This window comes from Aquamicrobium terrae (assembly GCF_052978165.1).
In genome coordinates, this window is record NZ_JBRKLZ010000001.1 from 942,775 (window position 1) to 955,391 (window position 12,617).

The 12,617-nt window shown below is 66.7% G+C and carries 9 protein-coding genes; 6 read left to right on the forward strand and 3 right to left on the reverse strand.

Features of this window, described 5'->3' with window-relative positions; translation table 11 throughout:
• Positions 1–136: 136 nt before the first annotated feature.
• Genes ACVCNR_RS04775 through ACVCNR_RS04790 form a run of 4 tightly spaced genes read left to right on the forward strand, consistent with a single transcriptional unit; the run spans position 137 to position 7,038 of the window.
• Positions 137–1,141, forward strand: coding sequence for an AAA family ATPase (locus tag ACVCNR_RS04775; RefSeq protein ID WP_354198744.1), 1,005 nt, complete (start codon positions 137–139; stop codon positions 1,139–1,141).
• Entirely contained in the window at positions 1,141–2,058 is a 918-nt protein-coding gene (locus ACVCNR_RS04780; RefSeq protein ID WP_447073977.1) for a DUF58 domain-containing protein, read from the forward strand. The genes ACVCNR_RS04775 and ACVCNR_RS04780 overlap by 1 nt, the downstream gene beginning before the upstream one ends.
• Before the next feature lie 51 nt (positions 2,059–2,109).
• Positions 2,110–4,941, forward strand: a complete 2,832-nt coding sequence (locus ACVCNR_RS04785) for a DUF4159 domain-containing protein (protein WP_447073978.1) — start codon at positions 2,110–2,112, stop codon at positions 4,939–4,941.
• Positions 4,942–4,959: 18 nt separating this feature from the next.
• Positions 4,960–7,038: a hypothetical protein gene (locus ACVCNR_RS04790; RefSeq protein ID WP_354198749.1), complete on the forward strand. Its 2,079-nt coding sequence runs from the start codon at positions 4,960–4,962 to the stop codon at positions 7,036–7,038.
• Positions 7,039–7,358: 320 nt separating this feature from the next.
• Here the strand turns inward: ACVCNR_RS04790 and choV are convergent, their stop codons facing one another.
• From choV to ACVCNR_RS04805, 3 genes are all read right to left on the reverse strand, one after another.
• Positions 7,359–8,540, reverse strand: coding sequence for a choline ABC transporter ATP-binding protein (choV, locus tag ACVCNR_RS04795; protein ID WP_447073979.1), 1,182 nt, complete (start codon positions 8,538–8,540; stop codon positions 7,359–7,361).
• Positions 8,537–9,391: a choline ABC transporter permease subunit gene (gene choW / locus ACVCNR_RS04800; protein WP_354194270.1), complete on the reverse strand. Its 855-nt coding sequence runs from the start codon at positions 9,389–9,391 to the stop codon at positions 8,537–8,539. The genes choV and choW overlap by 4 nt, the downstream gene beginning before the upstream one ends.
• A 251-nt stretch (positions 9,392–9,642) precedes the next feature.
• Complete coding sequence (locus tag ACVCNR_RS04805; RefSeq protein WP_447073980.1) at positions 9,643–10,587, reverse strand: choline ABC transporter substrate-binding protein; 945 nt, start codon at positions 10,585–10,587, stop codon at positions 9,643–9,645.
• Positions 10,588–10,927: 340 nt separating this feature from the next.
• Between ACVCNR_RS04805 and rpsU the strand changes: the two genes are divergently transcribed.
• Together rpsU and ACVCNR_RS04815 are read left to right on the forward strand one after the other, a co-directional pair.
• On the forward strand, positions 10,928–11,194 hold the full coding sequence (rpsU, locus tag ACVCNR_RS04810; protein WP_354194302.1) for a 30S ribosomal protein S21: 267 nt from the start codon (positions 10,928–10,930) through the stop codon (positions 11,192–11,194).
• A gap of 306 nt (positions 11,195–11,500) precedes the next feature.
• Positions 11,501–12,589: a hypothetical protein gene (locus tag ACVCNR_RS04815; protein ID WP_447073981.1), complete on the forward strand. Its 1,089-nt coding sequence runs from the start codon at positions 11,501–11,503 to the stop codon at positions 12,587–12,589.
• Positions 12,590–12,617: the final 28 nt, after the last annotated feature.

Here is a 12,617-nt window from a genome sequence, read left to right on the forward strand (position 1 = left end):
ATAGTCACTGTTGTCGCGCTTGTCAGCCTTGGCCTGTGATTTAGACTCCTTAAGTCTTTATGCAATGCCGCGAGTCGCGGCATTGCGGCAGGAAACCGCCGCTACATAAGGCCCGGACAAGAAGGATCGAGGCACCATGAGCGTCATCGTCACCGAAAGCCCGATCACCGAAAAGGACATGATCGCCCAGGCCGAAAAGGCGCTGGCCGATATTTCGCGGGTGCGCGAGGGCGTCGGCAAGGTGATCTTCGGCCAGGAAAGCGTGGTCGAGCGCACCCTGGTGGCGCTTCTGGCCGGTGGCCATGCGTTGCTGGTCGGCGTGCCGGGTCTGGCCAAGACCAAGCTGGTCGAGACGCTGGGCACCGTGCTCGGCCTCGACGCGCGCCGCATCCAGTTCACGCCGGACCTGATGCCTTCCGACATACTGGGCTCCGAGGTGATGGAGCAGGACGAGAACGGCCGCCGCTCCTTCCGCTTCATTCCCGGCCCCATCTTCGCGCAATTGCTGATGGCCGACGAGATCAACCGCGCCTCGCCGCGCACGCAGTCGGCTCTCCTGCAATCCATGCAGGAATACCACGTCACCGTGGCCGGCCAGCGCTTCGACCTGCCGGCGCCTTTCCATGTGCTGGCGACGCAGAACCCGCTGGAGCAGGAAGGCACCTATCCCCTGCCCGAAGCCCAGCTCGACCGCTTCCTGATGCAGATCGACATCCTCTACCCCGATCTGGACGCGGAACGGCGCATCCTGCTGGAGACGACCGGCACCGCCGAGGCCCGGGCCACGAACGCCATCGGGCCGGAACGCCTGAAGGAGATCCAGACCCTCATCCGCCGCATGCCGGTGCCCGAAAGCGTGGTCGAGGCGATCCTCAAGCTGGTGCGCTCGGCCCGCCCCGGCCAGGGCGTGACCGAAACCGACCGCGACGTCGCCTGGGGCCCCGGCCCGCGCGCCAGCCAGGCGCTGACGCTGTGCGCCCGCGCCCGCGCCCTCTATGACGGCCGCCTCGCCCCTTCCGTCGACGACGTGAAGGCACTGGCCGAGCCTGTCCTGCAACACCGCATGGCGCTGACCTTCTCTGCCCGCGCCGAGGGCATGAGCGTGCGCGATGTCGTGGCGAGGCTTGCAAAGGCGATCTGATGCCCAGGATCGGCGAGCTCCAGGCACCTGCCGAAGCGCGCGAGGCGCTGGCAAGGGCACGCCAGCGCGTGGCCCTGGTGCCGGACCTGCTCATCGAGGCCCGGCGCATCGTCAACACGGTGACCGCCGGCTGGCACGGCCGCCGCAAGCGCGGCATCGGCGAGAATTTCTGGCAGTTCCGCCCCTATGTGGATGGCGAATCCGTCAGCCGCATCGACTGGCGCCGCTCCGCCCGCGACGATCACACCTATATCCGCGACCGGGAGTGGGAAGCCGCGCATACGGTGTGGTTGTGGGCGGACATGTCCGGCTCCATGCTCTACAAGTCGACGCTCGCCAGCGTCTCCAAGCAGGCGCGCGCGCTGGTGCTGGCACTGGCGGCGGCGGAACTTCTGTCGCGCAGCGGCGAGCGCATCGGCTGGCTGTGCCTGACCGACCCGTTCAGCGCCCGCAACGGCGCCGAGCGCATCGCCTCCCAGCTCGCACACGCGTCCGCCCTGCCGGACAGGCCCGACCTTTCCGGCATCCGCCGCTTCTGCGACGTGGTGCTGATCGGCGATTTCCTCGATCCGGTGGAAGAAACGCTCGCCTGGCTGGACGTTCTGTCCCGCAACGGCGTGCGCGCCCATCTGATCGAGGTGGCCGACCCGGCCGAGGAAACCTTCCCCTATGCGGGCCGCACCGAATTCACCGATCCCGAAAGCGGCGACAGGCTGACCGCCGGCCGCGCCGAGATGCTGGCCGCCGACTACCGCCACCTTTACGTGGCCCGGCGCGAAGAGCTTGCCGCCCACGCCAAGCGCCACGACTGGAGCTTCACCGTCAACCATACCGACCGCCCCGCCTCCGAGGCGCTGGTGCGCCTGCATGCGGCCCTCAGCACGGCGGGCGGCTATCCAATGGGGGCGCGAATCTGAGATGCAGCGCGTGAAGAACTCCCGGGAGCGCCAGACATCAAGGAGGACGGCATGAGCTGGCTGCCGCTCTCCTTCGGCGCACCGATGGTGCTGTTCGGGTTGCTGGCCCTGCCGGTGATCTGGTGGCTGCTGCGTTTCACGCCGCCCAAGCCGCAGACGGAACTGTTCCCGCCGCTGAAAATCCTCGCCCGCGTCCTCAAGCGCGAGGAAACGCCGCAGCAAAGCCCGTGGTGGCTGACGCTGCTGCGCCTGCTGATGGCCGCGCTCGTCATCATGGCGCTGGCCGAACCGGTGCTGAACCCGCGCGAGAAGATGGCGACGGGCGGGGCCGGCCTCGCGCTGGTCATCGACAATGGCTGGGCCTCCGCGCCGGACTGGGACAAGCGCGTCGCCACCGCGCAGCGCCTGATCGCCGATGCCGGCGCCTCCGACCTGCCCGTGGTCATCGCCTTCACCGCCGAGAAGCCCAATGCCGATATCGGCCCGTTCGACGCCAACGGCGCGCTGGACCGGCTGCGCGCGACCACGCCGCGGCCGATCCCGACCGACCGGCAGGCGGTCTATGCCCGTGTCGCCGAGACTTTGGCCTCGATGCCCGACGCCAGCATCGCCGTGTTGAGCGACGGGCTGGAAGCGCCGGGCGACGAGCAGGCCTTCCGGACGCTGCTCGAACGCGGTGCGGCGAACCTCGTCTGGGCGGCGCCCGACCGCATCGTGCCGGTGGCGCTGACCGCTTCGGAAAACGAAGTGGACGGCTTTTCGCTGACGGCGATCCGCGCACCCGGCAATCCGGCCCCGGCCCGGCTCACGGCCGGCGCGTTCGACGACAAGGGGCGCCGCATCGCCGACGCCGCGCTGATCTTCAACGCCGGCGAGAATGCGGCGACGGCGACGATGACGGTGCCGTTCGAACTGCGCAACGATTTCGCCTCCATCGCGCTCGACGGCGAGCATCACGCCGGTGCGGTGCGGGTGCTGGACGAAAGCTCCAAGCGCCGCCGCGTCGGGCTGATCTCGCAGGCCGAGGCCGACCAGGCGCAGCCGCTGCTGTCGCCGCTCTACTATATCCGCCGCGCGCTCTCGCCCTTCGCCGACCTGATCGAGCCCTCCAACCCCGATCTTGCCGAGGCCATTCCGCAAATCCTCGACCAGAAGCCGGCCATGATCGTCATGTCCGACGTCGGCACCATGCCCGAGCAGGCGCAGCAGAGGCTCACCGATTGGGTCGAGGGCGGCGGCACGCTGGTGCGCTTCGCCGGCCCGCGCCTTGCCAATGCCGGCAGCGACGACCTGCTGCCGGTACGGTTGCGCAGCGGCGAGCGCAGCTTCGGCGGCGCGCTGTCCTGGACCACGCCGCAGGCGGTGGCGGACTTCCCCGCCTCCGGCCCCTTCGCCGACCTCGCCCCGCCGCGCGAGGTGACGGTGAGCCGGCAGGTGCTGGCCGAGCCCTCGCCCGACATCGTGGACCGCACCTGGGCCGGCCTCGCCGACGGCACGCCGCTGGTGACGGGCGCCAAGCGGGGCAAGGGCTCAATCGTGCTGTTCCACATCGCCCCGACGGCGACATGGTCCAACCTGCCGATTTCCGGCAGCTTCGTGGAAATGCTGCAACGCGTGGTGCAGTTGTCGCGCAACCAGGGCAATGTCGAGGCTTCCGCCGACACCACGGCCGCAGCGCTCGCCCCCTATCGCATGATCGCCGCCGACGGCGCGCTGGTGCCGCCCTCGCCCGAGGCGCGGCCGCTGACGCCGGGCGCCCGCAATGCAGTGACGATGGAGAATCCGCCCGGTCTCTACGGTTCGGAAGCCGGTGTGCTGGCCCACAACCTGCTTTCCTCCGAAAGCCGGCTTGCGCCGATCCAGCCCCCGCAGGCGCAGGTGCCGGTGACGCAGATCAGCTATGCCTTCGATGAATCGAGCCCGCTCAAGGGCCCGCTCATCGCCGCCGCGTTGGCGCTGATGGCGCTCGACACGCTGGCCGTGTTCTGGATGGGTGGCGTCATGGCCCGCCGGTCGCGCGGCGGCAGCAACGCCGCCACCGCCGCCTCCATGTTCGTCCTGTTCGCCCTGCCCGTGCTGCTTGCCGGCAATGCCTTGGCGCAGGATGCCAACCCGGACGATGCCAGGCCCGACGACGCCATTTCCATCGAGGCCGTGTCCACGACCCGGCTCGCCTATGTGATCACAGGCGTTTCCAGCGTCGATGCGGTCAGCCGCGCCGGCCTTCAGGGCCTGACCCGCTTCCTCGTCGACAAGACCGCGCTGGAGCCCGGGGAGCCGGCCGGCGTCGACATCGCCAAGGACGAACTGGCCTTCTACCCGCTGATCTACTGGCCGATCGACCCCGCCGGCCCGATGCCGGACGAGGCCGCCATCGCCCGCATCGACGCCTATATGCGCCAGGGCGGCACGGTCCTGTTCGACACGCGCGACCAGTATTCCAGCGGCTTCGGGGAAGGTTCGGCCAGCCCCGCCACCCAGCGCCTGCGCGACATTCTCGGCAATCTCAACGTGCCGCCGCTCGAGCCCGTGCCGGCCGACCATGTGCTGACCAAGTCCTTCTACATGCTTCCCGAGTTTCCCGGCCGCTTCAACGGCAGCCCGATGTGGGTGGAAGCCTCGCTCGACGCCTCCAACACCGACAACCGGCCGGTGCGCACCGGCGACGGCGTGTCGCCGATCCTCATCACCGCCAACGACCTCGCCGGCGCATGGGCCATCGACGCCGATGGCGGCCCGCTGCTGCCGACCGTGCCGCCGGACCCGATGCAGCGCATCTACGCGCTGCGGGGCGGCGTCAACATCATGATGTACATGCTGACCGGCAACTACAAATCCGATCAGGTGCATGTGCCGATCCTGCTCGAACGGCTGGGCCAGTAGGATTGGAGCGGTGATGTCATGAACAACTGGTCGCTGTCCTTCGAACCGCTGCTCTCCCTGCCCATGCTCGTGGCGGTGCTGATCCCGCTGGCGCTGCTAGCGCTGGCCGGCCTGTGGATGCGCCGTCGCGGCGCCGTCCTGCGGCTCGCGGCGCTGGCGGCGCTTGCCGCCGCCCTCCTCAACCCCGTCCTGCTCGACGAGGAGCGCGATCCCCTGCAAAGCGTCGTCGCCCTCGTGGTGGACCGCAGCCAGAGCCAGTCGATCGGCGAGCGCGAGCAGCAGACCGACGCCGCGCTGGCCGGCATGAAGGAGCGCCTCGCCCGCTTCGGCCAGTTCGACGTGCGCGTGGTCGAGACCGGCCGCAACGATGCCGCTGCCGGCGACCGCACCGAAACGCGCCTGTTCTCGGCGCTGCAAGGTGCCTTCCGCGACGTTCCGAACTCCCGCATCGCCGGCGCGGTGATGATCACCGACGGGCAGGTGCATGACGTGCCCGCCACCGCGCCCGAGTTCGGGGCGCCGCTTCATGCGCTCGTCACCGGCCATGAGGGCGAGAAGGACCGCCGCGTCCGCTTCGAGAAGGCGCCCCGCTTCGGCCTCGTCGACAAGCCGCTCGACATGACCTACCGCGTCATCGCGACCGACGGGCAAACGGGGTCGGTCGATGTGCGCATCGCCGTCAATGGCGAGACCGTGGGCACGCAGCAGGCGCTGATCGGCCAGGAAATGCCGCTCGAGATCATCGTGCCCAATGCCGGGCGCAACATCGTCGAACTGTCCATTCCCACCGAGGAAGGCGAGCTCACCGACACCAACAACCGCGCCATCGCGCTGGTCGACGGCATCCGCGAGAATTTGCGTGTGCTGCTGGTCTCGGGCGAGCCCCATGCCGGCGAGCGCACCTGGCGCAACCTGCTGAAGTCCGACGCCTCGGTCGACCTCGTCCACTTCACCATCCTGCGCCCGCCGGAAAAGCAGGATTCGACGCCGATCCACGAGCTTTCGCTGATCGCCTTCCCCACCCGCGAACTGTTCGTGGAGAAGATCAACGAGTTCGACCTGATCATCTTCGACCGCTACCAGCACCGCGACGTGCTGCCGATCCTGTATTACGACTACATCGCCGAATATGTGGAAAAGGGCGGCGCGCTGCTGATCGCCGCCGGTCCCGAATATGCCGGCTACAGCACCATCGCCAACACGCCGCTGATGTCCGCCCTGCCGGCCATGCCCACCGGCGAGGTGATCGACAAGGCCTTCTATCCGCGCCTGACCGAGCTTGGCCAGCGCCACCCGGTGACCCGCGGCCTCGACGGTTCGGCCAGCGAGCCGCCGCGCTGGGGCCGGTGGTTCCGCACGGTACGCATCGAGGACCCGCAAGGCGAGGTGGTGATGAAGGGTGCCGACGAGCAGCCCCTGCTTCTGCTCGACCGCAAGGGCGAAGGCCGGGTCGGCATGCTGCTGTCCGACCAGGGCTGGTTGTGGGCGCGCGGCTACGAGGGCGGCGGCCCGCATGTGCAGCTCTATCGCAGGCTGGCCCACTGGCTGATGAAGGAACCGGAGCTGGAGGAGGAGCGGCTGACCGCCGACGGACGCGGCATGGCGCTCGACATCCGCCGCCAGACGATGAGCGAGGACCCCGGCCCCGCGGAAGTCACCACGCCATCGGGCAAGAAGGTGCAGGTGCGGCTTGCGCAATCCGAGCCCGGCATCTTCACCGGCAGCATCGAGACCGACGAGATCGGCCTCTACCAAATCACCAATGGCGAGTTGTCCACGCTTGCCCATGTCGGCCCGGTGAACGCCCCGGAATTCGCCGACGTGGTTTCGACCACCGACAAGCTGAAACCGGCGGCCGAGGCGGTTGGCGGCAGCGTGCGCCGGCTGGCCGGCTCCGACCCGGGCGGCGTCAACCTGCCCTCGGTCGTGCCGGTGCGCGCATCGGGAGAAGCCTCCGGCGGCGACTGGATCGGCCTGCGCAACACCGAGGACAGCGTGCTGAAATCGGTCAGCAGCGTGCCCCTGTTCGGCGGCTTCCTCGGCCTCGGCCTGCTGCTGCTGGCGCTGGGCGGCATGTGGTACCGCGAAGGGCGGTAGGCTTTCATCTTTGCCCTGAATCGCCCTTACCCTTACCCTCTCCCCGCAAGCGGAGAGAAGGTCCCGGCAGGGGGATGAGGGGCCGTTTCCGACGAGGCGTGAAAAGTTCTGGGCATCGTCACCATAGGCGCGCCACGGTATCCCGGAATCCGGGGCGGATGGCCCTGCCCCCCGTTTCGTCATACCGGCCAAGGGAGCGTAGCGACCGCGAGCCGGTATCCATGCCGTGACCTTGCAGGGTTCCGGAATGGATCCCGGATAGCCTCCGCTTCGCTGCGGCCTCCGGGATGACGCGAACGGGATTTGGCGCGAAGCGGCTGCTACCGCCGCAGAACCGCGTTCAGCACGTCGCGTATGCCGATCGAGCCGACGAAGCGCGACTGCTCGTCGAACAGCGCCACCGGTGCGGTCTGCGAGCGGTGCATGGCCAGCATCACGGTCTTCAACGAGGTGCCGGGCGTGGCCCAGAACACCTGCGAGCCGCCTTCCGGCAGTCGCTCCACATCGGTGCACGACACCCAGTCGGCCGGCTGGCCGTTGCGCTCGGCGGCGACCACAAGGTCCTGGTCGTCCAGCTTGAAGCGGGTGGTGGCGCGCCGGTCGAGCCAGACCCAGCCGTCGGCATCGTGTTCCAGCTCGTTCTTCATGCGCATCACGTTCCACGCCGTCAGCACCGACAGCGGGTTCACGTTGGCGATGAAGTCGCGCACATATTCGTTGGCCGGCTGGAGCACGATGTCCTCCGGCGCGCCGGTCTGCACGATGCGCCCGCCTTCCATGATGGTGATGCTGGTGCCGATCTTCAGCGCCTCCTCCAGATCGTGGGAGACGAAGATGATCGTCTTCTTCAGCTTCTCCTGGAGCTGGAGCAGCTCGTCCTGAAGCTTGGTGCGGATCAGCGGATCGAGCGCCGAGAACGGCTCGTCCATCAGAAGGATCGGCGCCTCGGTGGCGAAGGCGCGCGCCAACCCCACGCGCTGTTGCATGCCACCGGACAGTTCATGCGCATATTTCTTCGCCCACTGGTCGAGCCCGACCAGCTTGAGCTGGCGCGCGACGCGCTCGCGCCGCTCCGCGTCGGGCACGCCGGCGAGTTCCAGCCCGAAGCCGACATTCTCCTCCACCGTGCGCCAGGGCAGCAGGCCGAACTGCTGGAACACCATGGCCACCTGTTTCTGGCGCAGGCGGCGCAAGGTGGCGTCGTCGCAGGTGACGACATTGACCATGCGGTCCCCGTCATGCACCATGACCCCGCCCCGGCTGACGACGTTCAGCCGGTTGACGGCGCGCAGCAGCGTGGACTTTCCCGAGCCCGAAAGCCCCATCAGAACCGATATGTCGCCTTCCTTGACGGTGAGATTGGCGCCCGCGCAGCCGAGCACGGCGCCGGTCTCCGCCAGGATCTGGTCGCGCGAGGCGCCCTTGTCGATCATTTCGAGGGCGCGCCTGGTATCCTTGCCGAAGACGATATCGACGTTGCGGAAATCGACGGCGATGGTCATCGGGCGGCTCCTGTCCTGACGCGGCTCATGCGGTCGAGAATGATGGCCACGATGACGATGGCGAGGCCGGCTTCGAGGCCAAGCGGAATGTTGACCGAGTTCAGGGCCCGCACCACCGGCTTGCCGAGGCCGTTGGCGCCGATCAGGGCGGCGATCACCACCATCGACAGGGACAGCATGATGCACTGCGTCAGCCCGGCCATGATGGTGGGCAAGGCCGCCGGAAGCTCCACCTTCCACAGGAGCTGGCGCCTGGTGGCGCCGAACGCCTCGCCTGCCTCGATCATCGGCTTCGGCACCGAGGTGATGCCGAGATAGGTAAGGCGGATGGGCGCCGGCGAGGCGAAGATGACGGTGACGATGAGGCCCGGCGCGATGCCGAGGCCGAACAGGATGAGCACCGGGATCAGATAGACGAAGGTCGGCATGGTCTGCATCAGGTCGAGGATGGGTTGCAGGATGCGGTAGCCGCGTTCGTTGTGCGCCGCCCAGATGCCGACCGGCACGCCTATGGCCATGGAGGCGGCGGTGGCGCCGACCACGAGGACCAGCGTCTCCACCGTGTCCTTCCACAGGCCCTGGTTGATGATGAAGCCGAGGCCGAGCGCCACGGCCAGCGCCAGCTTCCACGAGCGTTGCAGCCACCAGGCGAGCGCGGCGATCAAAAGCACCACGATCACCGGCGGCACCCACAGAAGCAGGTCGATGAGCCCTTGCAGGACCCAGGTCACGCCGTCGGCGATCGCATCGAAGAACCACTCGAAATTGGTGGTGAGGAAGGTGAAGAACGACCTGCCCCACTGCCCGATTGGAATCTTGAAACTGGCGATCAATGCCGAGACCGGATCCATTGCGTCCCTCTCGTTTCTGTCTGCGAAGGCGCCGCGATCTTCCGGATTGGCGCGTCGCGCTTCGGGTCTTCATTGCCATGCACCGGAAGATACCGAAAACCGGAGTCCACTTTCGGCCCGATGCCCCGGAACGTTTCCGCCCTACGTCGAAATGCGGAAACGCCCCTGCCTCCCGCAATTGCGGACAGGGCGACGGCGGCCGACCGCCCGGGATCGTCCGCCGTCGCCGTCCGATATGCGGCCTGCCGCGTTCAAAGGCCCAGGGCCGACTTCACCGCAGCGGAGGCATCGCCTCCGTCGAACGTGGTCACGCCCTCCAACCAGGGGGTGATGGTGTCGGGATTGGCCTTGAGCCATGCGGTGGCAGCCGCCTTGGGCTCGGCCCCGTCATTGAGGATCGCGCCCATGATCTCGTTTTCCATCTCCAGCGAGAAGACGAGGTTCTTCAGGAAGGCGCCCATGTTCGGACATTCGGTGGTGTAGCCCGCCCGCACATTGGTGAGCACCGTGGCGCCGCCATAGTTCGGCCCGAACACATCGTCCCCACCTTCCAGATATTTCATGTCGATATTGGCGTTCATCGGGTGCGGCTCCCAGCCGAGGAACACCATGTCCTGCTTGGAAGGCACAGCCTTCTGCACGGCGGCGAGCATGCCCGCCTCGGAGCTTTCCACCAGTTCGAAGCCGCCGAGATCGAACTTGTTGTCGGCGATCATGTCGAGGATCAGCCGGTTGCCGTCATTGCCGGCTTCGATGCCGTAGATCTTGTTGCCGAGCTTGTCCTTGAACTTGGCGATGTCCTGGAAGCTCTTCAGTCCCGCCTCATAGGTGTAGGTGGGCACGGCCAGCGTGTATTTCGCGCCTTCGAGGTTGGTCACCACGTTCTCGACCGAGCTGTCCTCCAGATAGGGCTTGATGTCGGCCTCCATGGTCGGCATCCAGTTGCCGAGGAAGACGTCGATGTCCTTGCTCTTGAGCGAGGTATAGGTGACGGGCACCGACAGGACCTGCACGTCGGTCTGGTAGCCGAGCGCCTCCAGCACCACCGAGGCGGTGGCGGTGGTTGCGGTGATGTCGGTCCAGCCGACATCGGCGAAGCGGACGGTCTTGCAGCTTTCCGGTTCCGCGGCGAGCGCACCCGTGCTGACGGCCGCCGTCAGGGCGAGCGAAACCGCGATTGATTTCAAGCTGGGCATTGCCTTCTCCCATTTCTGGCTTGCATGCGGCGCCGGAAGGCCCGCGGTTATGATTTATTCAAGCCAAACATTATTCTCGTTTGCATTCAAGCACTAACACATTGCCGCTAACGCCGCTCTTTGGCCGATCCACGACATGCATCGCCACCGGCACGGGAGCGCGGCGGGGCGGCGCGGCACATGCGCTTTCCACACAACCGGCAATAAATCGGCAGAAATGTTCACAATTGCCGATTTCATCCTATATAGAAGCAATTCGCCGGGATGTTGCGCGGCATCGTGCCCGCCGGATTTTATCCGATCCCATCCGTTTCAACATCTACAGAAAGAAGGAAGTTCATTGCAGGTTCTTGTTCGTGACAACAATGTCGACCAGGCCCTCCGGGTCCTCAAAAAGAAATTGCAGCGCGAAGGCATTTTCCGCGAGATGAAGGCGCGCCGCGCCTATGAGAAACCTTCCGAGCGTCGCGGCCGTGAAAAGGCCGAAGCCGTGCGCCGTTCGCGCAAGGCGGCCCGCAAGCTCGCCATTCGCGAAGGCCTGATTGCCGGCCCGGCCAAGAAGCCGCGCCCGCAGGCCCGCCCGGCCCGACCCGCCGCCGCCTCCTAGAGCGCCGTGCGCCCGTTCGGACGCACAATGGGCGCTCTACCACTTTGATTGAGCATCGGAATAACCCGAAAACCGCGTACGCTTTTCGGTCCGATGCTCCAGGCGCAAAGCGGTCATAACCGTCCGCTCTCGCCCGCCTCGCGCCAGCCGCAGGCGGGCGTTTTCATGCGCGTGCCCTTCGGCTTCACGGCGCAAGGCCCTGTTTTTTCGTGGAATCGGCCGCCTTGCGCCTTTCCATGGGAAAGGCCCCTGCCTATATTCGCCGCTCGCAAAACGCGAATGCACCTTTCAACGCCGGAGGGCCGAATGGCGACACTGCAGAATTTCGACGCCGAGATTGCGAAGACGAAGCAGGCCGTCGAGGACATGCGTTCCCGCATCGAGCAGTCCGGCTCCGTGCTCGAGACCCTGGCCCAGGCCGACAAGACCATCGGCGACGCCAATTTCGACATCGAGAACGCCCGTATCCAGGACGTGCTCAACCAGCAGAAGGTGATGGAAGCCAATATCGCCGACCTCATCATCGGGCTGGAGGACGCCACCAACGTCTTCGGCACCGAGTTCGAGAGCATGAAGAACTACTCGGGCTGGGAAAAATTCGTCGGCATCTTCTCGCGCCAGCGCCAGCAGCGCATGCGCTCGGAGCGCGTGCGCAACATGTCGCTGGCCGGCAATCTGCAGGAACTGCTGACCAAGTCGGACACTATCGTCGGCATCCTGAAGGCGCAGAGGGAAGTGCTCGACCAGCGCTACAAGACCTCGGAGGCCAGCCTGTCCACGGTGATCGAGCGCCGCAAGGCGACCATCGAGAACCTCACCGCCACGCAAAAGCGCATCGAGGAACTGAACCCGCTGCTGCTCGACATCGAGAACCGCATCGCCGCCTCCACCAACCAGACCGAGCGCACCGAACTGGAGGGTGAACGCTCGAAGCTGGCGACCGAGTACAACGAGAAGCAGGCCAAGGAACAGGAACTGCTGGCCGAGAGCCAGACGCTGGAGCGCTACACCTCCATGTTCCAGACCTTCGTCGATTCGCTCAACAACCAGATCGCGGCGCAGGCGACGCTGATCAACAAGCTGACCATCGATACCGAGCAGCGCATCGTGCTCTACAAGGCGCTGGAGGATTCGCTGAAGACGGCCGCCCAGCAGGACGTCGCCCACAAGATCAACACGCTGGGCTCCCGCGTCGACACCACGGCCGAGGAGACCATGGCCGGCATCGGGGCTGCGGCGCAGAAGCACATCGGCGACCTGCTCGAACTGCACGAGAAGAACATGGTGGCGACGGCCGACATCCAGCGCCGCAAGAAGCTGGCCGACGACGCCTTCGCCCGCCGCTTCGATGACGTGCTGCGCAAGCACAATGCCGCGGACTATGTGAAGGCATAGGGCGGAACAAAGGCATAGGACAGGGCCT

What these genes read in the sequence shown, in the direction of transcription:
- choW (WP_354194270.1), bottom strand. Translation starts at nt 9,391, where the DNA reads ATGGATCCGGTCTCGGCATTGATCGCCAGTTTCAAGATTCCAATCGGG.
- ACVCNR_RS04785 (WP_447073978.1), top strand. Translation starts at nt 2,110, where the DNA reads ATGAGCTGGCTGCCGCTCTCCTTCGGCGCACCGATGGTGCTGTTCGGG.
- ACVCNR_RS04815 (WP_447073981.1), top strand. Translation starts at nt 11,501, where the DNA reads ATGGCGACACTGCAGAATTTCGACGCCGAGATTGCGAAGACGAAGCAG.
- ACVCNR_RS04805 (WP_447073980.1), bottom strand. Translation starts at nt 10,587, where the DNA reads ATGCCCAGCTTGAAATCAATCGCGGTTTCGCTCGCCCTGACGGCGGCC.
- ACVCNR_RS04790 (WP_354198749.1), top strand. Translation starts at nt 4,960, where the DNA reads ATGAACAACTGGTCGCTGTCCTTCGAACCGCTGCTCTCCCTGCCCATG.
- ACVCNR_RS04780 (WP_447073977.1), top strand. Translation starts at nt 1,141, where the DNA reads ATGCCCAGGATCGGCGAGCTCCAGGCACCTGCCGAAGCGCGCGAGGCG.
- ACVCNR_RS04775 (WP_354198744.1), top strand. Translation starts at nt 137, where the DNA reads ATGAGCGTCATCGTCACCGAAAGCCCGATCACCGAAAAGGACATGATC.
- choV (WP_447073979.1), bottom strand. Translation starts at nt 8,540, where the DNA reads ATGACCATCGCCGTCGATTTCCGCAACGTCGATATCGTCTTCGGCAAG.